Origin of the sequence: Rhizobium sp. SG2393 (assembly GCF_042610495.1) — a bacterium.
Lineage (GTDB): Bacteria > Pseudomonadota > Alphaproteobacteria > Rhizobiales > Rhizobiaceae > RU20A.
Map to the genome: position 1 here is coordinate 84,845 of NZ_JBHGAP010000001.1, position 23,154 is coordinate 107,998.

The following is a 23,154-nucleotide window of genomic DNA, read 5'->3' on the forward strand; positions in this document are numbered from 1 at the left end:
GGAGCGCCGACGTTGCCTCAAAGAAGGGTCTAGGTAACCTGCGAGCTTAAGCTGGATGGCGGGCCCGCGCCCAGCCGATCTCCCCCCTTGCGGGGGAGATGCCCGGCAGGGCAGAGGGGGGTGCCCCCATAGCCTCCCGACAGCCCCGCCCCCTACAGCCGCAACTCCCCCCGATGCGCCTCATACCACTCGACAAACGCCCGGATCCCGGCATCGAGTCCCGTCTCCGGCTTGCGTCCCGTCAGCGCCACCAGCAGGTCGGGCGCGGCGAAGGTACGCGGCACGTCGCCGGTCTGCATGGGCAGCATCTTGCGCCGTGCCGGCCGGCCCATGATGCGCTCGATGGTCTCCACGAAATCCATGAGCCCGACCGGCTGGCCGCCGCCGATATTGACGATGCGGAAGGGGCCCTGCGCCGAGAGCGTGTCGATCCCGGCGACGCGGTTGTCCTCCGACGGCAGGACGGCGGAGAGGTCGATGATGGAGGCGACGAGGTCGTCGATATACGTGAAGTCGCGGCTCATCTTGCCTTCGCCGTAGATCTCGATCTCGGTGCCCTCGATCATCGCCTTGACGAACTTGAAAAGCGCCATGTCCGGCCGGCCCCAGGGGCCGTAGACGGTGAAGAAGCGGAAGGCCGTGGTCGGGATGCGGTAAATATGGGCATAGGAATGCGCCATCATCTCCATGCTCTTCTTGCTGGCGGCATAGAAGGTCAGCGGTTCGTCGGCCTTGTCGCTCTCGCGGAAGGGGATCGACGGATTGGCGCCGTAGATGGAGGAGGTGGAGGCGAGCAGCAGATGCCCGGTGCCGACATCGCGCACGGCATCGAGAATGTGCCAGGAGCCGACGAGATTGGCCGTGAGATAGGCCTTCGGGTTTTCGAGGCTGTAGCGCACGCCCGCCTGGGCCGCGAGGTGGACGACGACATCCGGCTTGAAATCCTTCATCGCCCCATGCACGGCGGAGAAATCCTCCAGCATCGCCTCCACGAAACGGAAGCGGGGAAATTGCGCCAGCGCGGCATTGCGCCCGTGCTTCAGGTGGATGTTGTAGTAATCCGTCATCCCGTCGAAGCCGAGCACCTCGTGGCCGTTTTCGAGCAGGGTGCGGGCGAGGTGGAAGCCGATGAAGCCGGCGGTTCCGGTGATGAAGTAGCGCATGGGTGGCCTGCCTTTCCGTGCCCTTCCGGTATCGGCTCGGCCGCAAATTGCAAGGGGACAAACCTCTTCGGCCCGGCTTTCCACCCCGCAGGTCGTGGAATTGCACGCTCGCAGGCCTGCGCGCTCCCGATTGACCGTTCCGCACCGGCGAAAGCTGCGATAAAAGGCGCCCATGCAATGGACGGAAGACGCCATCATTCTCGGGGTGCGCCGGCACGGTGAAAGCTCCGTCATCGCCGAGGTGATGACGGCCGCGCGCGGGCGGCATCTGGGGCTGGTGCGCGGCGGGCGGTCCCGCGCCATGCAGCCGGTGCTGCAGCCCGGCAATGCCGTGGAAGCCACCTGGCGGGCCCGCATCGAGGATCACCTTGGCGAGTTCCGCATCGAGCCGGTGCGCCTGCGGGCAGCAAAGCTGATGGAGACGGCAACGGCGGTGAACGGCGTGCAGGCCATGGCGGCGCTGCTGCGCCTGCTGCCCGAGCGCGATCCGCATCCGCATCTCTACGAGGCGCTGGACCTGATCCTCGACCATCTCGACGAACCCGTCGCGGCCGGCGAACTCTTCGTGCGCTTCGAACTGGCGCTGCTCAACGACCTTGGCTTCGGCCTTGATCTCACGGAATGCGCAGCGACCGGCCTCACCACCGATCTCGCCTTCGTTTCCCCCAAAAGCGGCCGCGCCGTCTCGCGCGATGCCGGAAGCCCCTATGCCGACCGCATGCTGGCCCTGCCGGGCTTCCTGGCCCCCGGCGCCACGACCGCGGCCGATGGCGCCGCCCTTGCTGCCGCCTTCCGGCTGACCGCCTTCTTCCTCGCCCGCCACGTTTATGAACCGCGCGGCGTCATGCCCTCCGATGCGCGCGAAGGCTTCGTCCGCGCCGCGCTGAAAGCCCTGCAGCAAAGGAGTGAAACGCCTGTTTCCCCGATAGGTCCAGCCTGATCCACCCGTCCAATACCGTATCGATCCACCGCCTGGGGTTGGAGCGGGCGAGAAAAAGGATATGTTGTTCCACGGCTTAGAAGCGCACTCTCGTCAAAGGACGATCGGAGGGCGCTCTCTTCGCCAGCGGTGGAGCGAAGGGCGGGCGAGGCGGCCACCCGGCGCGCCGCTGCGAAACTGAACCCATAGCGCGTATCCGGCAGTCCCGTCCGCCGGCGGCGCGCTCACCTGAAGAGGGGTGCCCAGCCGTGCGCGGATCGAACCCGGTCCCCCGGTCAAGCGCCCCACCGCCTCTTGTCCGGAGTCGTCCTTGCTGATCATCCTCGCTCTCGTCGCCCTTGCCGCCGGCCTTACGGCGCTCACCCGCGTCCGCTCGCTGTCAGGCGAGGTACAGGCCCTCAGACAGGAGGTGACGGCGCTGCGGGAAGCCGCAGCCATGCTCGAGGCGCCCGTATCGGCGGCCTCGCCGGTTACGGAGGTGACGCAACCGCCTGAGGAACAGGCGACCCTTGCGCAGCCCCTCGCGACCGACGAGACGACACCCGCCGAGATCGCGCCGCAGACACCGCCCGGCTTTGCCACGGCTGAAGGCGATGCGGCCCGTCTGCCCGCGCGCCTCCGGCCCACGGAAGCCGAGATCGGCGACCGCATCTTCGCCGGCATCGGCACGCCTGCCACGGCTTCCGCCGATCAGCAGGCCGTCGAGCGCGCCGCCCGTGGCGAGCCGGTGCCGCGCCCAGAGGCTGCCGCGATCGACGCCCCGCAGCCGCGAAAGGCGCAAACGCTCGAAAGCACGCTCGGCGCCCGCTGGGCCGTGTGGGTCGGCGGCCTGGCGCTGGCGCTCGGCGGCATCTTCATGGTGAAATATTCGATCGATGCCGGCCTGCTGAGCCCCGCCGTTCGGCTTGCGCTCGCGGCCCTCTTCGGCCTGCTGCTGATCGGTGCCGGCGAAATCGTTCGTCGCCGCGCCGTTCCGGCGATTGCCGCCGAATTCGAAAATGCGATGATCCCCGGGATCCTCACGGCCGCCGGCGCCGTCACCCTCTTCGGCACCACCTATGCGGCCTACGGGCTCTATGGCTTCCTCGGTGCGGGGACCACCTTTGCCACCCTCGCGCTCGTCTCGTTCCTCACGCTCGCGCTTTCGCTGCTGCACGGGCAGGCGCTCGCCGGCCTCGGCCTCGTCGCCGCCATGGCGACGCCCGCGCTGGTCACGAGCGAAAACCCGTCCGCCGCCATTCTCTTCGGCTACCTCTCCGTCACCCTCGTCGCAGCGCTTGCCGCCAGCCGCCTGCGTCGCTGGACGGTGGCGCCGGCCATCGCCAATATCGGCATGGGTCTGTGGGCTCTCTTCTATCTCGCCGTCGCCGAGCCCGTCGATCCGCTCATGGTCAGCCTGCCGCTGCTTCTGGTCGTCGCCGCCATGGCATTCCTGTGGCCGGGCGCTGCATCGGAAACCGAACCCGCCGAACCCGTATCCACGAACGGTGTCTCCCGCACGCTGTCTGCCGGCGAGAGGCTTTTCGCGCCGCCCTTTGTCGCCGTCGCGATCACGGCCACGCTGGCCGTGCTGCTCCCTGCTCTCTTCATTGCCGGTCTTGCCGAAGGCTCCGGTTCCGACGCCTTGGAATGGCTGGCCCGCTCCGGCGCGAATCTGACGGCCTTTGCGGCACTGACGATCGCGCTTGCCATGGCCGGCGCGCTGCGTCCGGGCCTTGCCGTCGCCGCGCCGGCAGCGCTGATCGCCGCCATCGGGGGCATGACCGTGCTGACCTCCGCCGGCCTGCTGCTGATCGGCGTGACGGTCTTTGCCGGCGTCAGCCCGGATGTCTTCCTGCCACCCGGACCCGGGCCGTGGACGGTCACCGGAACCGGCATGGCGCTGTCGGCCATCTTTCTCTTCATCGGCGGCCTCGTGCAGCGCCGCTTCGCCGAACCCCGGCCGGATTTCGCGACCCTCTGGGCCGTCCTCATGGCACTGGCGCCGGCAGCACTGACAACGCTCACCTTCGTCGCGCTCGGCACCTACTCCGTCGATTGGCCGCATGGCCTCTTCGCGCTTGCGGCCGCCATCACCCTCGTCGGTCTGGCGGAGCTCCGCTCGCGCATCGGCGGCAAGGGCACCGACACCGCCATCTTCTGGATGCTCGCAGGCGCAACCTATCTCGTCATCCTCGCGCTTCATGCCCTGACAGATGGCCTCGCCACCACCATCGGCATTGCTCTCGCCGGCGCGCTTTTCGTGGCCGGCACCCGGCTTCGCGCCTGGCGGGCGCTGCCCTGGGCTATGGTCGCCACAAGCCTCGCGGTCGCCGTGCGCATCCTGTTCGACCCCACCATCGTCGGCCCCGAACACCTCTCCACCACGCCGGTCTTCAACCAGCTTCTGGCCGGCTACGGGGTTCCCGCGCTGCTGCTGGCGCTGGCCGCCTTCGAGCTGCGCCGCTGGCCGGAGATGCGGGTGGTGCAGGTTATCCAGGCACTGGCGAGCCTCTTCGTGCTGCTGACGATCGCCATCCTCGTTCGCCACGGGCTCACCGGCGGCGTTCTCGACAGCCGCACGCCGACGCTCGGCGAACAGTCGATCTACACGCTACTCGCCATCGGCGCCTCCGCCGTCTTCCTGCGGCTGGACCTCAAGGCCCCGAGCCCGGTCTTCCGCATCGGCGGCATGCTGGTCGGCTGCCTCTCCATGCTCTCGGTGCTCTCGGCCCATCTCTTCGGGCTCAATCCCTATTTCACCGGCGAGCGGCTGGGCAGCCTGCCGGTCATCGATCTGCTCTTCATCGGCTATCTCCTGCCGGCGGCGGGCTATGTCCTGCTCGCCCGCGAGGCGCGCAACCGGCGCCCGGAGCCCTATGTAGCGGCCTTGGCCGTCACCGGCGCCGTTCTCGCCTTCACCTGGGCGACGCTCTCGGTGCGCCGCTTCTGGCAGGGCGAGACGATCCCCGACTGGAAGGGCATTCTGCAGGGGGAAATGTACACCTACTCGGTCGTCTGGCTTCTGCTCGGCGTCATCCTGCTGCTCGTCGGCCTGCGCCTGCGCTCGCGCGTCGTGCGCATCGCTTCTGCCGTCCTCGTCTTCCTCTCGGTCGCCAAGGTCTTCCTGTTCGATATGGCGCAGCTCGAAGGCTTCCTGCGGGCGCTGTCCTTCATCGGGCTCGGCGCGGTGCTGATCGGCATTGGCCTCTTCTATCAGCGGATTCTCTCGCGTATGTCCGACGAGGAACCCGCCGCCCCGCCGGCCGATTCGGCTGAGGAACAGAAGAATGCAGATGCCTGATCCGCGCCTGAAGGCGCTTGCCGCCGCCTTCGCCCCGGAGCACGAACTGGCCGCCCAGCTTCTGCCGCTCGTCATCGTCAGCGATGATGGCTCGCACGATGCCGCCCATCTCATCCGCGTGTGGAAGAACGTGCTGCGCATCCGCCGCGGCGAGGGCGGCAATGTCCGTGTGCTCGCCGCCGCGACGCTCCTGCATGATTGCGTGGCCGTGGAGAAGAACGCGGAAAATCGCGCCGACGCCTCGCGTCTCGCCGCCGAGCGCGCCTACGAAATCCTCGACCAGCACGGCTGGCGCAGCACCGACATGATGGCGGTGGCGCATGCCGTCCTCGCCCACAGCTTCTCCGCCGGCATTCCGCCGGAAACGCTGGAGGCGAAGATCCTGCAGGATGCCGACCGGCTGGATGCCCTCGGCATGGTGGGGGCGGCGCGCTGCTTCTACATCGCCGGCCGCTTCGGCAGCGGTCTTTACGATCCGCTTGATCCCATGGCGCGCGCCCGGCCGCTGGACGACAAGGCCTTTGCGCTCGATCATTTCGAAACCAAGCTCTTCAAGCTCGCCGACGGTTTCCAGACCGGCACGGGCCGCAAGCTGGCGCAGGAACGCCACGAGCGCCTGGGCCTGATCCGCGAGCTTCTGCTCGACGAAATCTGATTCCGGATCAGCCGCTTGCCGGCGTTTCCGGATTCAGTCTCTCACGCTGTTGATTCAGTTCCTGAAGGGGACATCCGATGAAGGTCGCCGGCCTCAACATTCACCCGCTGAAGAGCGCCCGCGCCATTCCGCTGCAAAGCGTCCTATGCCGGCTGGACGGCTTTGCTGATGACCGCCGCTTTCTCCTGACCGAGCCCGACGGCGCGGCCATCACCCAGCGCGAGCTGCAGATGCTGGCGCAGGTGACAGCCACGCCCGTGCCGGGCGGCGTCGCGTTGACGCTGGGTGAAAGACGCCTGACGGTAACCTTCGATCCCGCCCGCCGCCGCGCCGTCTCCGTCTGGGGCACGCCCATCGACGCCGCGCTCGCCGAAGATGCGATCAACGACACGTTGTCCGGCTGGTTCGGCCGTCCGGTGGCACTTGCCCATATGGATGCGCTGGCCCGGCGCGGCGTCAACGATCCCGGCGCCGGGGCGGATGCAGCGGTCGGCTTTGCCGACGAATACCCGATCCTCGTCACCACCACGGCCTCGCTTGCCGATCTCAATACCACGCTCGCCGAGAAGGGCCAGCCGCCTGTTGGCATGGACCGCTTCCGCACCAATATCCTCATTGAGAACGAGACTCCCTGGGACGAAGACCTGTGGGAGGCGATCGAGATCGGCGGCCTGCGCTTCGACCTGCTGAAACCCTGCACCCGTTGCATCATGACCACCCAGGACCAGATGACCGGAGAGCGCATCGGCGGCAACCCCGTCGAGGCGCTGGCCGTGAAGCGCATGTCCGCAGACCGTCGCGTGTCCGGCGTGCTCTTTGGCTGGAATGCCGTCGTGCGCGGCGAGGGGCGCCTCGGCGTTGGCGACACCGTCACAGTTCTGTCCCGTCGCGCCGAGCGCTGGCCGCTCCGGGTCCGCAACTGACGGCATCCCCGGTCGCTTCCATCTCTTGCGTCGATGGAAGGCCGGGGGATCGATCAAATGGCGTGAACTGTCGCTCAATTTATTTCGATATATCCGGGCATCCCCTGCCGCTATCTTCGAGGCCAAGGGATTCCCGCGCGACGGTCATGCGGGCTGCACCCGCAGGACGGAGATCCGCCGATGTCGCTTTCCTCCACCGCCAGCCGCACGGTCGGCGCAGGGCCGGCCGCCTTGCCCTGGCTGATCATCGCCGCCGGCTCCATCGTCGCCATGCTGACCTTCGGTCCGCGCTCGGCCATGGGCTTCTTTCAGCTGCCCATGTTGCAGGACACCGGCTGGGACCGCACCACCTTCGGTCTTGCCATGGCGGTGCAGAACCTGTGCTGGGGCCTTGGCCAGCCCGTCTTCGGTGCAATCGCCGACCGCTTCGGCACCTGGCGCGTGCTGCTCTTGGCGGGTGTGCTCTATGCGAGCGGCCTTGCCCTGATGTCGCTCGGCCATGCGCCGGCCACCCTTTACATCGGCGGCGGCGTGCTGGTCGGCCTCGGGGTCGGTGCCGGCTCCTTCGGCATCGTGCTCTCCGCCTTCGCGCGCAATGTCGCGCCCGAGCGCCGCTCCATGGCCTTCGGCATCGGCACGGCGGCGGGGTCGGCCGGCATGTTCCTGTTTGCGCCGCTTTCGCAGGCGCTGATCTCCGCCTATGGCTGGTCCGACAGCCTGCTGGTGCTCGCAGCCCTCATGCTGCTCGTGCCGGTCGTTGCCATTCCGCTGGCCGGCAACGCCTGCTCTGGCAGCCAGAAGGAGGCGATCTACAAGCAGTCGATCGGTGAGGCGCTGAAGGAAGCCTTCGGCCACAAGAGCTACGTCCTGCTCGTCTCCGGCTTCTTCGTCTGCGGCTATCAGGTTGCCTTCATCACCGCGCATTTCCCGGCCTATATCGGCGATATCGGCATCGATGCCCGCTACGCCGTGCTGGCGCTGGCCCTCATCGGTTTCTTCAACATCATCGGCTCGCTCAGTGCCGGCATCATCGGCCAGCGCTGTTCCAAGCCCTATTTCCTGTCGCTGATCTATATCGGCCGCTCCATCGCCGTCTCCGCCTTCCTGCTGCTGCCGCAGACGCCGACCTCCGTCATCGTCTTCGCCGTCGTCATGGGCCTGCTCTGGCTCTCCACCGTGCCCCCAACGAACGGCCTCGTCGCCATCATGTTCGGCACTGGGCATCTTGGCCTGCTCGGCGGGATCGTCTTCCTCTCCCACCAGATCGGCTCGTTTCTGGGCGTCTGGATGGGCGGCTACCTCTACGATCACTTCGGCTCCTACGATCCGGTCTGGTGGGTCGGCGTGGCGCTGGGGGTCTTCGCCGCCATCGTCCACTGGCCCATCCAGGAACGCCCCATCGCCCGCCCGGCGGCCGCGTGAAACACCTTCGTCGTCCTGCCGGGCGGCCGCACCCGTCGCCGTCCGGCAAGATTTCGCAGTCTTGAATTCCGTCACAAAAGCTTCTAAATCCATGCCGCCGGCAAAGCCGGTTTTGTTTTTGGCCTTCTTTTGCTCATTTTGAGCATAAAGGTTCGAGGAGGGTGCCATGAATATGAACGTCGGTTCGATCGTCCCGGAAACGCCGGCCGAGGGCAGCGCCGCCGCCCGTTTCGGCGTGCTGGCGCGCCCCGACCTCACCTTCACGCCCGAGATTGCCCGCGAGACGGCCGATCTCTACGAGAAGGTGAAAGACTTCATCCCCGCCTTCGAATGGCCCGTCTATGCGCCCTATGTTCACGCCATCAACCGGCTGAAGAAGCAGCGCAACGCCGTCATCCTTGCCCACAATTACCAGACGCCGGATATCTTCCACTGCGTCGCCGACATAGCAGGTGACAGTCTCCAGCTTGCCCGCGACGCGACGAAGGTGGATGCCGAGATCATCATCCAGTGCGGCGTGCACTTCATGGCCGAGACTTCCAAGCTCCTGAACCCGGAAAAGACCGTGCTGATCCCCGACAGCAAGGCCGGCTGTTCTTTGTCGGAATCGATCACCGGCGCGGATGTGCGCCTGCTGAAGCAGCGCTATCCGGGCGTGCCGGTCGTCACCTATGTCAACACCTCCGCCGACGTGAAAGCCGAGACGGACATCTGCTGCACCTCCGCCAACGTGCTGTCGGTTGTCGAGAGCCTGGAGAGCGACACTGTCCTCTGCATTCCCGACGAATATCTGGCGCTGAACGTCGCCCGCCAGACGAAAAAGAAGATCCTCACCTGGAAGGGCCACTGCGAGGTGCACGAGCGCTTCACGGCGGCCGAACTGCTGGCCTACAAGGAGGCCCATCCCGGCCTCGAGATCATCGGCCATCCCGAATGCCACCCGGATGTCATTGCCGTCTGCGATTTCGCCGGCTCCACCTCCGGCATGATCAACTACGTCCGCGATCACCGGCCGAACCGCGTGCTCCTCGTTACCGAATGCTCCATGGCCTCCAACATCCAGGCCGAGCTTCCCGACGTCGATTTCGTCAAGCCCTGCAACCTCTGCCCGCACATGAAGCGCATCACGCTGCCGAAGATCCTCGACAGCCTGCTTTCGATGACCGAGGAAGTGACCATCGATCCCGCCATCGCCGAGCGCGCCCGCGGCTCGGTGGAGCGCATGATCAATCTGAAGATCTGACGCTTTTGCCCTGCGGCGCGAATGAATCCGCGCCGCAGGGCCAGAAAGTGGAAAGGCCCGGGGAGAGGGCCGGGGAAGGACCACGCCTATGCTGACCGACAATTTCCGCCCGCAGAGTTTTAACGGCGTCGATGACATCGTCATCGTCGGCGGTGGTCTCGCGGGGCTTTTCTGCGCTCTAAAGCTCGCGCCGCGGCCCGTCACCATTCTGGCCGCGGCCCCCATCGGCTTCGGCACCTCATCGGCCTGGGCGCAGGGCGGCATCGCGGCGGCGATGGGGCAGGGGGATACGGTCGACAAGCACGTGGCCGACACGATTGCGGCCGGTGCCGGCATCGTGGACGAGAAGGTCACGCGCCTGATGGTCTCCGAGGCCGCCGACCGCATCCACGATCTCCTCGGCTACGGCGTACCCTTCGACCGCGATCTCGAAGGCAAGCTCATTCTCTCGCGCGAAGCCGCCCATTCCGAGCGCCGCATCGTGCGGGTCAAGGGCGACATGGCCGGAAAGGCCATCATGGAGGCCCTGATCGCCTCGGTGCGCGCCACGCCTTCCATCCGCGTGCTCGAAGGCTATGTGGTGGAGGAACTGATCCGCGAGGGCCGCTTCATCGCCGGCGTCGTCGCGCGGCCCGATGCCGGGCAGTCGAAGAAGCGCGCCGTCTTTCCGGCCCGCGCCGTCGTGCTCTGCTCGGGCGGCATCGGCCATGTCTATGCCGTCACCACCAATCCGTGGGAGGCCTGCGGGCAGGGCGTGGGCATGGCCGCCCGCATCGGCGCCATCGTGGCCGATCCCGAATTCGTGCAGTTCCACCCGACTGCCCTCGATATCGGCCGCGATCCCGCGCCACTTGCCACCGAAGCCCTGCGCGGCGAAGGCGCGACGCTGGTGGATCGCAACGGCCAGCGCTTCATGCCGGCCATCCATCCGGATGCCGAGCTCGCGCCCCGCGACATCGTCTCGCGCGGCGTCTTCGCCTCCATCGAGGCCGGAAACGGTGCGTTTCTCGATTGCCGGGAAGCGCTCGGCGAGCGCTTTCCGGAGGCCTTCCCGACCGTCTATGCCTCCTGCATCGGCGCCGGCATCGACCCGGTGACGCAGCCGATCCCGGTGGCACCTGCCGTGCATTACCATATGGGTGGCGTCCTGACGGATGCGGAAGGGCGCACCTCCATCGACGGTCTCTGGGCGGCCGGCGAGGTGGCCTCGACCGGCGTGCACGGCGCCAACAGGCTTGCCTCGAATTCGCTGCTGGAAGCCGTGGTGTTTGCCGCGCGCATCGCCGAAAGCATCAAGGGCAGCATGCCCGCCGCCAAGCTTGTCGGCTGGGGCAATACCGAAGGCGAGAGCGACGATCCCGTCACGCTGGCCGACAGCCCGCAGCTCAAGGCGCTGCGCCGCCTGATGACCGACCATGTCGGGGTGGTGCGCAACCGCGAGGGGCTTGCCCATGCCATCCGCCGCATCGCGGAGCTGGAGCGGGAAAACACCCGTCTGCGCTTCACCAACATCGTCACCACCGCCAAGCTCATCACCGCCGGTGCCTGGGTCCGCACCGAAAGCCGCGGTGGCCACTATCGCAGCGATTATCCCGCCAGCGATCCGGCCCTCCGGCACCGCACCTACCTGACGCTGGACGAAGCCGACGGCATCATCGCCGAGCTTGCCGAGACAGCCGCCGCCTGAGGAAATGCCACTTAAGGAACCCGCCATGTCCGACCGTCCCGCCGCTTTCCCGCCCTTCCTGCCGCCGGTTCTCGTGGAAGAGCAGGTGCGCGCCGCGCTGAAGGAAGATCTCGGTCGCGCCGGCGACATCACCACGGCCGCCACCATTGGGCCGGAAAAGCGCGCCACCGCCGAGCTCAACGTGCGTGAAGCCGGCGTGATTGCCGGCCTGGTGCCCGCCGCGCTCGCCTTTCGCCTCGTCGATCCCGCACTCACCTTCGAGCCGCTGGTCGAAGACGGCGCCCGCGTTGCTGCGGGTACTGCGATTGCCCGCGTCTCCGGCCCGGCCCGCGGCCTGCTCTCGGGCGAGCGCGTGGCGCTCAACTACCTCATGCACCTCTCGGGCGTCGCGTCCTATACGGCGCGCTTCGCCGATGCCATCGCCCACACCCAGGCCCGCGTCACCTGTACCCGCAAGACGCTGCCCGGCCTGCGGGCGCTCGAAAAATACGCGGTACGCCTCGGCGGCGGCTCCAGCCACCGCTACGGTCTCGATGACGCCGTGCTCATCAAGGACAACCATATCGCCGTTGCCGGCAGCGTGGCCGGCGCAGTTCTTGCAGCGCGCGCCTATTGCGGCCATCTCGTGCGGGTCGAGGTGGAGGTGGACAGTCTCGACCAGATGCGCGAAGCGCTGACCGCGTCGCCGGATGTCATCCTGCTCGACAACATGGGACCGGAAACGCTGGCCGAAGCCGTCGCCATTAACCGCGCCCATGCGGGCCTGACGGAAGACAGCTACCGTCAAAACCCGCGTCGCACGCAACTCGAGGCATCCGGCAACGTCAACATCTCGACCATCGCCGCGATTGCCGGATCGGGCGTGGACTACATCTCGACCTCGAAGATCACCATGGCCGCCCCGACGCTGGATATCGGGTTGGATATTTCGATCTCCTAAGGTCCGGCGCCGGCAGTCGTGATCCGTTGTGCGATCCGGCAAGGTCGCACTCACTCTAATTGCTTTTCAACAGTCCGGCGCCCGGCCCGAGGCTCCGCACGCTTGTCTACGTCCCGGCCTTTCGCCCGCGATGATAGAACGTGGAAATCTTTGAGTTGCGTAAAGGCAATTCTGAATTGATTACGATATGTAAATGATATGAATCATAGAAACTACGTATTTCAACTCTTGCGAGAGAAAAATACGTATGAGGCATACGCTCCCTGTAGCGCCGCCCGCGCCATCATTCCCGCTGAAGCTGCGCCCACTGCGGGCAACGGCAAGTCTGCTTGTCGCATTCCTTGCCATTATGGTGATGGACCTCGTTGACGGAGCGCGCTTCGCCAATGACGTGGATGACAGGCTGCGGGCCATGCAGGTCCGCCAGTTCCTAGAGGGCAAGGGTTGGTACGATCTCTCGCTGGACGGCGTGTCCATGCCGGAGCCCTACATATCGCCATGGTCGCGCCTGGTGGATGCGCCCTATTATCTCCTGGCGAAAGGCCTTCAGTCTTTCATGACGACCGACGCGGCGTTGCACTTCGCGTTCATGGTCTGGCCCGTCGTGATGATGTTCGCCTTTGCGGGTGTTCTCGGTGCCGTGATGGTGCGGCTGGCACCACAGGCACGACCGCTAAACCCGCTCTTTATCGGGATTGCAGGCCTGCTTCTCGGCGCGTCTGTCCTCGAATTCTCGCCCGGCCGCATCGATCATCATGGCGTGCAACTGCTTTGCCTGGTGGTCATAGCGCTCGGGGCATTGCTGTGGTCGCGCCAGGGCGGGGTCATCATGGCTGCGGCCGTCACCGTGTCGGTGACGGTCGGGCTGGAATGCCTGCCGATCATCGCTGCGCTATGGTCGGGGCTGGCTCTCACCTGGGTCTTGCGGTGGCCAGGATCGCAGGCGGTCTTCTCTAGTTTTTCTTCAACCATGGCCGTTCTCGCGCCGCTCGTCACCCTCCTCGTCGCGGGGCAGGACGTTCTCTTCTCCGTCGAAAACGACATCTTCTCTGCGCCTTATGTTGCGCTCTTCACCGGCTTTGCATTTTGCTCGTCGTTGCTGACCTTCATCATGTCATCATCCGGAACACGTTTTGCGCGATTCTTCGCTCTTTTCGCTACTGGTATCAGTATTATCGGCCTGGTTGTAGTAACGATGCCTGCGGTGATTTCTGGCCCGTTCGCAATGATTGACGCGACGTCGCGTGCACTGTGGCTTGATCGAATTTATCAGGAGCGGTCGATTCTTCTTCTCTTGCATGCCGGCGATTGGTCCAATCTGCCGGCGCTCGTGGTTGAGACCGTGGTGATCTTCGCGTCGCTCCGCTATTGCCGGGACGAGGCCGGTGCAGGCCGCATCGCGCCGACCCTCGTGCTGGGCATGGGTCTGATGGCCTTCCTCTGCCAGTTCTCCGCGTCCCGCTTTGCGCCATTCCCGACGGTTCTGCTGGTGATTTTCATTCCATGCCTTTTGACGCGCTTCTCGGCGCTGGAGCCCGGCGGCCAGAAGAAAGTGGCCGTCGGAACGAGTCTGGCTGCCTTGTGCGTGACAGCCGGCTATATCGGTGCCGGTTCTGCCGCTCCCTTCGATCCAGGTCTTCTGCGTCCAAACTCGGCAGATCTGATGACGGTGGATTTCTGCACTGAGGCCGACAGGGCAGCCATGGCCGAGTTGCCGCCCGGACGTTACATGGTGACACCGACGGTCAGCCTCGACATGCTCGATGCTGCACCTGAAATGGCCGAGATGGGCGTGCTCTATTTCCATCGGGGGGCACCAGGCATGCGCCGCATGTTCGATGCGCTCTACTTCACAGATCCGCAAGCTCGCCGCTCAGCGCTAGCTCCCTTCGATTACATCGCATTTTGCGATTACCCTGCGGCCTTGAAGGCCGAGATCAGCGTTGATCCTGCATCCTTTTTCGCCGCCCTTCTCGATAGTCGGGTCGTTCCGGGTCTTGTCCGCGAAGCAGACACGCAGAGCCCGTCATTGAAGCTCTACCGCATCGATCACGCCAACCTTTGAGCGGGTACGTCAAAAGCGGTCGGCTTCTGGTCGCTCACCGCCCGCCCAGCTTCAAACCCGCCGACGGCCTTTCCGCCAGGACCTGGCGGCGGAAGCGGAAGAGGGCGGCGGGGCGGCCGCCGGTGGCGATCGACATGTCGCCGGTCGGCTCCACCAGCGCGTTGGCCTCCACCAGCCGACGAAAATTCTGCTTGTGCAGGTGCCGGCCGGAAATCGCCTCCACCGTCGTCTGCAGCGCCGTCAGCGTAAAATCGGGCGGCATGAGCTCGAAGATCACGGGGCGGTACTTGATCTTGCCGCGCAGCCGCGCGACGGCGGTGGCGAAGATGCGGCGATGGTCGTGGCGCATGGTCTGCCCCAGCGCCACGTCCGGCCGCGCAGCCACATGCCCGTCCTCTGCGGCTTCGGCCACAAGCCCCGCCTCGTAGAGCAGTTCGTAGCGCTCCAGCACGCGTTCCTCGTCCCAGGGCAGGTCGCCGGTGCCGAAGGCAAGCCGGATGCGGGCCGCGCGGGCCGCAGCGCGGTCTCCCGCGGCGGCCGATTGCTCCCAGCGCGACAGGGCTGGCACGATGATCTCGTCGATCAGCTTCGGCCGTCCGGTCCGCCAGTCTTCCCAGGGCAGGTAGCGATACCAGTCGCGGAAGGCCGCCCCCTGCGCCGCCAGCCGTCCGCCGTCTTCCGCCTCCGAGCGCGTCAGCGCGAGATAGCCGACGGACACCATGTGCTTGGCGGTTTCGCCCGGCAGCCGGTGCCGGCCGCGATCGCCGAAGGTGTAAAGCTGCTCGATATAGCCGAGCGACAGCGCCGTCTGCTTTTCCACGCTGTCGCGCAGGCTCGTTTCGAAGGTGCGGTGCCGCGCGGGGTCGAAGGGACCGAAGGGCAGGCCGTCACGTTGCAGCGATCCCTCGGCGCTGACGACAAGGATCAGCGGCGATCCGCCGGCGACCGCCACGATCGCCGCATTCAGCCCGATTTCGACGATCTCGGCGCCGCCCGCGGTCGCCCCGGCGCCGCCCGCGCTCGGTCCGACGCCACCTGCGGTTGTCATCGGGTTCCCTCGTCATCGGGAAAGGGGGAGAAGACGAAGGGCGCGTTACCATCCGCATCCGCCCCACGCCCGATCGCCTTGATGGCCTTCACGAGCCGTCCGCCGCGTCCGAGTGCGGCATCGCCGAGTTCGATCAGCCGCGGATTGGGTGTCGCAAAGGGCGAGGCGGCCCGCAGCCGCTCGGCCAGCGCCCCCTCGTCCTGGTCGGGCGCCACCGTCAACGCTGCGATCACGGCGGCCGCCGGCGAGCGTGATACGCCCATCCAGCAGTGAACGAGCAGCGGCGTCTCCCGCGTCCAGCGATCGGCGAAGTCGATGATGCGGTCCACATGGGCTGCGTCCGGCGCGATCAAGCCCGGCTCGTTCTTCGCCGCAAACGTGATGTCGTTCATGTCGATGGTCAGGTGCCGGTCGGCGGCGATAACCCCCGGCCGATGAAAGTCCTGTCCCTTGGCAAGCAGGCTCAGCATGTCGCGCGCCCCGTGGCGCACGGCAAGTTCCGCAATCCGGGCAAGAGGGGAAACGACGATTAGCGGCATCTTACGCGCTCCGGGTCCGTGCGGCCTGCCGCTCCGCCTCGATTGCGTCGAAGCGGGCCTGGAAGCGCGCCTGCGCCTCGTGCGCCGGCACGGGATCGAGAAACAGCATCTCGCGCGTGATGCCGCGGGGCAGGCCGAAAAACTTCTTCGCCTCCTCGGAAGAAAAGCCGGCAAGCAGCGTCGCCTCGAAATAGGCGGCGGTATTGTCCGCCTTCTTGATCTTCGCCTTCAGCGTTTCCGGCGGCACGGGCGGCAGGCCGAAGCGCAGGTTCACCGCACCCTCCAGCCGCCGTTCCACGGTCTTGTATCCTCCGCCGACCACGGCCTTGAAGGGCGAGATCATGTCTCCGATCACATATTCGGGTGCGTCGTGCAGCAGCGCCAGCATGCATTCCTCCGGCCCGCATTTGTTCTGCCGACGGAAGATCTCCTCGACGCAGAGACTGTGCTGCGCGACGGAAAAGGCGTGGTCGCCGAAAGTCTGGCCGTTCCAGCGCGCCACCCGCGCCAGCCCGTGGGCGATGTCGGAGAGCTCAACGTCGAGCGGCGAGGGGTCCAGAAGATCGAGCCGCCGGCCGGACAGCATGCGCTGCCAGGCGCGCGCCGTGGCAAGGCGTCCGCTCATGGCGCCTCCGCTCCGGCCTCGCTCGGTGCCGGAAAGGCAAGGCCCGTCCAGCCCGGAAGGTCGGCGGTAACGGGCACCTCGCCGGCGAGGATCGGAACACCGTCTGCCACGGCGTCTGCCACCTTGTCGATGCGCAGGATGGCAAGCGCGCGGTTGCCGGCAACCGTCCCGAGCGTGCCGAGCGGCTTTCCGCCCGCCGTCACCGGCGTTCCGCTTTCGGGAAGGGCAACATCGGCCGACAGGATCACCACCCGCCGCCGCGCTGTCGAGCGGTGCTGCATGCGCGAGACGACCTCCTGCCCGACATAGCAGCCCTTGCGGAAGGAGAGCCCGCCATTGCGGTCCAGGAGCACATCATGAGGGAAGGCATCCGACAGCGCGTAATCCGAGCCGGCGCGCGCGATACCGGCGGCGATGTGCAGCGCATCGAGCGCGTCCGAATCCTCGATGATGCTGGCGCGATCATCGATGGTCTCGGCAACGGTGCCGCGCGCACGCCAGACGCCAAGACCCGCACGGCGGAAGCGACCGTCGATCACCGCGCCCGCCGGCGCCGCCACGTCATGGCCGAGCACGACGGCGACAGGCTCCGGCAGCGAGAGCGTCACGGCCGCGCGCAGCTTGTACATGGCCAGCCGCTTGGCGAGCGCCTCCGCCTCGCTTGTCGCGACCTCGATCGTAAAACCCGCGTCATCACGCGAAATCAGGAAGTCGAACAGGATCTTGCCCTGCGGCGTCAAAAGCGCCCCGGCCTCCGCCACGCCCGCCTCGATCCCCTCGACGTCCGTTGTGATGAGACCGTGCAGGAAGCTTGCGGCATCGGCGCCGTGAAGCGTGATGAGACTACGGTCGGAAAGGGCGTAGAGCGGCATGATGATGACCCCGGATGTGATCGCAAACAGGTAGGATCATTGCCGCCCGCGGGCAAGGCCAAAGCGCCGGGGGACAGGACGCAGGCATGGCGCCCCGCAAGACAAAGGCCCGGACATCGCAGCCGATGTCCGGGCCCGGTTAGTCACCGTCTTTCTCGGACTTCGTCCGGCATCAGGCAGCGCGGCTGTAGGCGCGCTGCGCCCCGTGCCCGGCGCCGTGTCCCGTGCCATGTCCCGCCTGTGTCGCCAGCTGGAACTGAGACATCAGCTCGCGCAGGCGCGCGCTTTCGATGGCGAGCGAGGCGCCGGCCGCATTGGTCTCCTCCACCATGGCGGCATTCTGCTGGGTTACCTGATCCATCTGGTTGACGGCCGTGTTGACCTCGGCAAGGCCGGTGGCCTGCTCGCGCGAGGAGGTTGCGATGGCGTCCATGTGATGGTTGAAGGTGACGATGTAGGTCTCGATCGTCTTCAGCGCCTTGCCGGTCTGTTCCACCAGCTCGACGCCGTTCTTCACCTCGACGGAGGAGTTGCGGATCAGATCCTTGATTTCCTTCGCAGCCGTCGCGGAGCGCTGGGCCAGCTCGCGCACTTCCTGGGCAACGACCGCAAAGCCCTTGCCCGCTTCGCCGGCGCGTGCGGCTTCCACGCCGGCGTTCAGCGCCAGCAGGTTGGTCTGGAAAGCGATCTCGTCGATCACGCCGATAATGTTGGCGACCTGGTCGGACGAGGCCTCGATCTTCTGCATGGCCTCCACGGCATTGGCCACCACCTTGCCCGATTCGATCGCGCTCGAATTGGCCTGCACGGCAACCTCGCGGGCTTCCATGGCGCGCTTCGTGGAGTTGGCGACATTGGCCGTGATCTGGTCGAGCGCGGCTGCCGTCTCTTCCAGCGACGCCGCCTGCTGCTCCGTGCGCTTGGAGAGATCGTCGGCGCTGGAGCTGATCTCGCGCGAGCCGTTGTCGATCGTGCCGGCCGCCTGCGCGACGTCGCCCATCGTGCTCGCAAGCTGGGTGACGGCGTTGTTGAGATCGTGGCGCAGCGCCTCGAATTCGGCCGCGAACGGCTGCTCGATCTGCACGCTGAGGTCACCGGCCGCCAGCCGCTTCAGGCCCGCGGCCAGTCCCGAGGTGGCTTCGGTCAGGCGCTGCTGCGCGGCCGCTTCCGCTTCTGCGGCGAGGCGAATGCGGTCGGCCTCTGCCTGGCGGCGGGATGCTTCGGCTTCCGTTTCCAGGCGCTTGTTGGTGATGGCCGCCTGGCGGAAGACCTCGACGGCGTTGGCCATGGCGCCGATTTCGTCGCCGCGTTCCTTGGCCGGTACGTCGCCGGCGGTGTCGCCGGTCGCAAGCTTGTCCATATAGCCCGTCATCAGACGGATCGGACGGGCGATCGACACGATCAGCGAGAGTGCCGCGCCGAAGGCGAGCAGAATGCTGAGCGCGCTGGCGCTGCCAAGGATGCGATAGGTTGCGTAGATCGCATTGTCCTGCGCGTCCCAGCCACTCTGCATCTCGGCGGTCGCGGCCGTGTTCATCTCGCCAATGGTGCGGCGCATGGCGTCCATGCTCGCCTTGCCGGTACCGCTGGCCTCGATCCGCCGCGCTTCGGCCTGGGTGGCCGGATCCTTCATCAGCGCGATCTCGCGTTCGGCGATCGTGCGGGTCCATTCCTCGGAAGCGACCTGGAAGGCGTCGAGGCGGGCGAGATGCTCGGGACGGCCCGCCCATTCCTGCCGCAGCGTGTTCATCGTGTTCTCAAGCGCCTTGCGACCCTGCTCATAGGGCCCGAGAAAGGCCGGGTCAGCGGAAATCAGATAGCCGCGCAGGCCCGTTTCCTGGTCGATCTTGGCGGAAAGCAGGCCATCGACCTTGCGCAACGTGGCCGCGCCGGCAAGCGCGGCATCGGCTGCCTCGTCGGCTGTGCCGACCTGGTTCCAGTTCGCGGCCGCAGTTGCAAGCATCGTTCCGACGAGAAGTGTGAAAGCAATCGTCAGCTTCGTACCGATTTTCATGGAGAGCAATCTCATCAGTGGGTCCCTTGGCGGATTGGGCCCGTTGGCGGGGCGCGGTTTTGGGAGGGGGTGGCCGGCGCCTCTGCGAGGGGATCGAGCAGGGATTGCCGGAGCGGCGGAAGGATCAGGCGTATGAAGCGCGCGATGTCATATCGGCGTTGCGGCGACATCCGGGTTTGCATGGACCGAGCGTTGCCGCGACCCCCGTCGCAGCCTTGGCCCCCACCAAGGGCCGGCACTATGCAAGATGCAGATACATTCGAAGAATTGACTGTGTGAAGTTAATTTTTGATTGAGTGAGGACAGACTTATCAAGCGACCGGCCGAGCTATCTTTCAGAAGGCGCCGGAAAGCCACAGGCGGAAAAAGAAATTTAATATCAGGAATTTCGAAGAAAACGACATCGGGCGCACCAACCGCACCTGCAAGCGGGGCCGCCAAAGTGGAAATGACGAATGTCAGGAGACGGGTTGTATTCTCTTCTTCGACGCGCGAGTGTGGGAGGAGGCGCGGGACGAAAGCGAATGCCCGCAACCGCCAGCGCCTCAGTCACCGGTCAGGAAGAACTTCCACTGGCCATCGGGCGCAATGCCCAGGCGGTAGAAATTGTAGCCGCCCACTTCCTGCATCTCGGCCATGTCGCCGGCCGTCACGATACGCAGCAGGTCGACCACTTCCGGCTTCGTCAGGCTGTCGATGGGCTTCATGGCCACGTAGGGCCAGATGTAGACGGCCTCATCCGTACCCTTGTCCACCAGCGCCGTGCCGGTTGAAAGCAGGTCGAGCATGATCGCCAGCACCTCGGCGCCCTGCTGGTCGCCGGACATGCCCTTCAACGTTGCCACCGGATCGGCCGGGTCCTCCTCGTAGGAGGAAACCTGCGTAGCCGTGTCGCCCTTTCCAAGCAGGGGGCGCAGCTTCTCGATATCGCCCGTCAGCGCCGCATCCATGATCAGCTGGCGCATGCGCCGCACTGGTTCCGGCAATTGCGCGGGGTCGCGGATGATCTCGATTGCCGGCGCCTTGGCATCCTCGCCGGCGGGCGCGGTGCTCTCCGGCTGTTCAGGGCGGGGCTTGTCGATCAGCGCATCCGGCATGGGGATCGGGGCGCGGTCATCCGGCGGCGAGACATTGGTCTGGCCGGGGCGCGTGCCCACCGTCTGGTTGCTGTCGATGCGCGATTCGTTGAGTGCCATCGCCGGCTGCGCAAAAGCGGCGGCAAGGCTGGCCACGGCAATCGGGAACATGGCAAGACGGGCTGTCGGGCGCAAGCGGTGAGGGGCCATGGGCAGGTCGGCCGCCAGGGGCGGCTCCATCATTGAGGAACGGCGTCGGACAAAACGAGCGGCAGGCGAGCAACGAGAAGCGAGGACCGCCCAGCCTGCACGCTTACTGCAGCGTCCGGGCCGGAGAGAATTCGCCCGCAAGCATGCGCTCGCGCAGCGAGGTCAGCATGGCCTCGGCCCCGTCTTCGCCTTGCAGGCGGATCGTTTCGCGCATGGCAAAGGCGATCGCCGCATCCGCGATGATCTCGGGCTCGATCCCGTCAGCCATCCCGTCGGCCCAGGCCTCGGTCTGGTGTTCGAGGGCCGCCTGCATCTTCTCGTGGACGATCATGTCATCGATATCGGTGAGGCTCGGTTCCATCATACGTTCCATGCGGCTTGTACGCTTCATTCCTGCCCTGCTTTACGCCTTCATGTGCACCGCACCGAAACCCGAGGGCAGCGGGATTCCGGTCTGTCCATCACGGGGCAGGCCCCGCTCCGATGCCACTTCCTGATCATTTCGTTAACAAGCTTAGCAGCCTTTTACCGAAACGACACGGGGTCATGGCGAAAGAGGTTAATTTCCCGCTAATTTCCAAAACGGGCGGTAATTTCTGTGGCGAGTGTTGCGCCTTCGGCACGGTAGCGCTGCTCGGCCACCGCCGCTGCCGGGGTGCAACTGCGATGCACCGCAGCAAAACTGCGGTAACCGCGGTTGAAAGCGGCCGTCAGGCGCGCCTTTCTCTGCGGTTCCTTGCCGGCATCGGCTTCGATCAACGTCTGGAACAGCCCTCGCCAGTCGCCGCCGTCAGACGATTTGCACAGTGTTCTCAGATAGTCGACCGCGCCGACCACCTCGGCAAACCGCAGCAGCCGCTTGTCGTACGGCGCTTCCTTCTCGGCCGGTGCCTCGACAGGCGCCGTGACCGCGGCCTCGCTCCCGGGGGTGGCCTGTTTTTCGGTCTGGGCTGCGAGTTCGCCGGCCGGCAGAGCAGACAGACCGGCGACCATCGCGCCGCTGAGCGCCGCCATGCGCATCCTGCTGCCCCTCTTTGTCCATTGCGGCGCCATTATTCGCGCGCCTCAGCCGCCAGCCGGCGAAGGCACTCGTAGACGCTCTCGGGCGCATTCAACTGCAAGGCTTCCTCCACCGTGTACCAGCCCATCTCGGCCGCATCGTCGGCTGCGGCGGCAGCCGCAAAGCTCGCCTCGTCTGCCGTGACCCGAAACACCGAGAGAAAGAAGCCTCCGACCTGTCCGCCCGGTGCCGGCAGGTCATAGGTCGCAAACAGCACCGGCGAACCGGCGCGGATCCCGGTTTCCTCCAAAAGCTCGCGGACCGCCGTCTCTGCCGCCGTTTCGCCCGGCTCGCCGCGTCCGCCCGGAAAGGCATACATATCTGCCGACGGCGGATTGGCGCGGCGGATCAGCAGATAGCGACCATCCTTCTCCACGATCGCGGAGGAGGCAGGCTTGAAACGCAGGCGGGGAGAGGGAGGAGATTCGCTCGTCATGTTGACCCACTCTACGGCAGATGCGATTGCATTGTCATGTGCGGACGTTTCGCCCTGACGGCAACCCCGGAAGAATTGCTGGAAATGTTCGGCCTCATCGAGGCCGACGATTTTCCGCCGCGCTTCAACATTGCCCCGACCCAGCCGATCCTCGTCATCGTGGCGGGAGAGCAGGGGCCGCCCGGCAGCAACCTGCCGCGCCGTCGTGCGCAGCTTGTCCGCTGGGGCTTCACGCCATCCTGGGTCAAGGATCCCCGCGATTTTCCGCTGCTGATCAATGCCCGCGCCGAAACGGCAGCCGAAAAGGCCTCCTTCCGCGCCGCCATGCGCCATCGCCGCATCCTCGTGCCGGCCTCCGGTTTCTACGAGTGGCATCGCCCGCCCAAGGAGAGCGGCGAGAAATCGCAGGCCTACTGGATCCGCCCGAAGCGCGGCGGCATCGTCGCCTTCGCCGGCCTCATGGAGACCTGGGCGTCCGCCGATGGCTCGGAGGTCGATACGGCCGCCATCCTCACCACGGCATCCACCGGCGTCATCGCCGGCATTCACGACCGAACTCCCGTCGTCATCGAGTCCGGGGATTTCGACCGCTGGCTGGACTGCCGCGCCGGCGAGCCGCGCCATGTCGCCGACCTCATGGTCGCGCCGCCCGAAGACCTGTTCGAGGCCATCGCCGTCTCCGACCGCGTCAACAAGGTGGCCAATACCGGTCCGGATCTCCAGGCACCGATGACCGACGCTCCTGCCGTGCCTGCCGCCAGGCCTGCGCGCCGCAAGGCCGACCCCGAAAGGGGTGGTGAGGGCGGGGGCCAGCTCTCGCTGTTTTGATCTCAAGCATGGCATGCCGGTCCAGGAACGGCGAAAGGCCCCGCACGGTCTCGTGCAGGGCCTTTCGCAATGTCGTCGCGCGGCGGATCAGCGGAGCAACGGCAACCGGACGCGGCCGGCCATGC

The 23,154-nt window shown here is 66.3% G+C and carries 20 protein-coding genes; 10 read left to right on the top strand and 10 right to left on the bottom strand.

Annotated features, from left to right (window positions below; genetic code table 11):
- Positions 1-152: 152 nt before the first annotated feature.
- Positions 153-1,163: an NAD-dependent epimerase/dehydratase family protein gene (locus ACED18_RS00415; protein ID WP_377287935.1), complete on the bottom strand. Its 1,011-nt coding sequence runs from the start codon at positions 1,161-1,163 to the stop codon at positions 153-155.
- 172 nt (positions 1,164-1,335) lie between these two features.
- Between ACED18_RS00415 and recO the strand changes: the two genes are divergently transcribed.
- The 9 genes from recO (at position 1,336) to ACED18_RS00460 (ending at position 14,321) form a co-directional block, all read left to right on the top strand.
- Positions 1,336-2,103 (top strand): DNA repair protein RecO, encoded by a 768-nt coding sequence (recO, locus tag ACED18_RS00420; protein ID WP_377287937.1) that lies wholly within the window; start codon positions 1,336-1,338, stop codon positions 2,101-2,103.
- 310 nt (positions 2,104-2,413) lie between these two features.
- A complete protein-coding gene (locus ACED18_RS00425) occupies positions 2,414-5,386 on the top strand; it encodes a DUF2339 domain-containing protein (protein WP_377287939.1) in 2,973 nt (990 codons plus the stop codon).
- A complete protein-coding gene (locus tag ACED18_RS00430) occupies positions 5,379-6,041 on the top strand; it encodes an HD domain-containing protein (RefSeq protein ID WP_377287941.1) in 663 nt (220 codons plus the stop codon). The genes ACED18_RS00425 and ACED18_RS00430 overlap by 8 nt, the downstream gene beginning before the upstream one ends.
- 77 nt (positions 6,042-6,118) lie before the next feature.
- The gene (locus ACED18_RS00435; protein ID WP_377287943.1) at positions 6,119-6,964 is read left to right on the top strand and encodes an MOSC domain-containing protein; all 846 of its coding nucleotides are present in this window, start codon (positions 6,119-6,121) and stop codon (positions 6,962-6,964) included.
- A 180-nt stretch (positions 6,965-7,144) separates the two neighbouring features.
- The gene (locus tag ACED18_RS00440) at positions 7,145-8,386 is read left to right on the top strand and encodes an MFS transporter (protein ID WP_377287945.1); all 1,242 of its coding nucleotides are present in this window, start codon (positions 7,145-7,147) and stop codon (positions 8,384-8,386) included.
- 166 nt (positions 8,387-8,552) lie between these two features.
- On the top strand, positions 8,553-9,629 hold the full coding sequence (gene nadA / locus ACED18_RS00445; protein ID WP_377287947.1) for a quinolinate synthase NadA: 1,077 nt from the start codon (positions 8,553-8,555) through the stop codon (positions 9,627-9,629).
- Between the two features lie 88 nt (positions 9,630-9,717).
- Positions 9,718-11,316, top strand: coding sequence for an L-aspartate oxidase (locus ACED18_RS00450; protein ID WP_377287949.1), 1,599 nt, complete (start codon positions 9,718-9,720; stop codon positions 11,314-11,316).
- Positions 11,317-11,341: 25 nt separating this feature from the next.
- Positions 11,342-12,256 carry a carboxylating nicotinate-nucleotide diphosphorylase gene (gene nadC, locus ACED18_RS00455; RefSeq protein WP_377287951.1) on the top strand — a complete coding sequence of 305 codons (915 nt, stop codon included), beginning with the start codon at positions 11,342-11,344 and terminating at the stop codon, positions 12,254-12,256.
- Positions 12,257-12,503: 247 nt separating this feature from the next.
- Positions 12,504-14,321 (top strand): hypothetical protein, encoded by a 1,818-nt coding sequence (locus ACED18_RS00460; RefSeq protein WP_377287953.1) that lies wholly within the window; start codon positions 12,504-12,506, stop codon positions 14,319-14,321.
- A 34-nt stretch (positions 14,322-14,355) separates the two neighbouring features.
- On the opposite strand, the gene ACED18_RS00465 is transcribed toward ACED18_RS00460, so the two are convergent.
- The 9 genes from ACED18_RS00465 to ACED18_RS00505 all read right to left on the bottom strand — a co-directional run bounded on the left by ACED18_RS00465 (position 14,356) and on the right by ACED18_RS00505 (position 22,201).
- On the bottom strand, positions 14,356-15,369 hold the full coding sequence (locus ACED18_RS00465) for an NAD regulator (protein WP_377287955.1): 1,014 nt from the start codon (positions 15,367-15,369) through the stop codon (positions 14,356-14,358).
- Complete coding sequence (locus ACED18_RS00470; protein WP_377287957.1) at positions 15,366-15,908, bottom strand: tyrosine phosphatase family protein; 543 nt, start codon at positions 15,906-15,908, stop codon at positions 15,366-15,368. Before ACED18_RS00470 ends, ACED18_RS00465 begins: the two co-directional genes overlap by 4 nt.
- A gap of 1 nt (position 15,909) precedes the next feature.
- The gene (locus ACED18_RS00475; protein WP_377287959.1) at positions 15,910-16,533 is read right to left on the bottom strand and encodes a hydrolase; all 624 of its coding nucleotides are present in this window, start codon (positions 16,531-16,533) and stop codon (positions 15,910-15,912) included.
- Entirely contained in the window at positions 16,530-17,405 is an 876-nt protein-coding gene (locus tag ACED18_RS00480) for a YgfZ/GcvT domain-containing protein (RefSeq protein WP_377287961.1), read from the bottom strand. The genes ACED18_RS00475 and ACED18_RS00480 overlap by 4 nt, the downstream gene beginning before the upstream one ends.
- 172 nt (positions 17,406-17,577) lie before the next feature.
- Entirely contained in the window at positions 17,578-19,419 is a 1,842-nt protein-coding gene (locus ACED18_RS00485) for a methyl-accepting chemotaxis protein (protein ID WP_377287963.1), read from the bottom strand.
- 545 nt (positions 19,420-19,964) lie between these two features.
- Positions 19,965-20,666, bottom strand: a complete 702-nt coding sequence (locus tag ACED18_RS00490) for a hypothetical protein (protein ID WP_377290955.1) — start codon at positions 20,664-20,666, stop codon at positions 19,965-19,967.
- A 142-nt stretch (positions 20,667-20,808) separates the two neighbouring features.
- Positions 20,809-21,078, bottom strand: coding sequence for a hypothetical protein (locus ACED18_RS00495; protein ID WP_377290957.1), 270 nt, complete (start codon positions 21,076-21,078; stop codon positions 20,809-20,811).
- Between the two features lie 197 nt (positions 21,079-21,275).
- Positions 21,276-21,719: a TIGR02301 family protein gene (locus ACED18_RS00500; protein ID WP_377287965.1), complete on the bottom strand. Its 444-nt coding sequence runs from the start codon at positions 21,717-21,719 to the stop codon at positions 21,276-21,278.
- Positions 21,720-21,757: 38 nt separating this feature from the next.
- Complete coding sequence (locus ACED18_RS00505; RefSeq protein WP_377287967.1) at positions 21,758-22,201, bottom strand: NUDIX hydrolase; 444 nt, start codon at positions 22,199-22,201, stop codon at positions 21,758-21,760.
- A gap of 36 nt (positions 22,202-22,237) precedes the next feature.
- On the opposite strand from ACED18_RS00505, the gene ACED18_RS00510 reads away from it, so the two are divergent.
- Entirely contained in the window at positions 22,238-23,029 is a 792-nt protein-coding gene (locus tag ACED18_RS00510) for an SOS response-associated peptidase (protein ID WP_377287969.1), read from the top strand.
- The last annotated feature ends 125 nt before the right edge of the window (positions 23,030-23,154 follow it).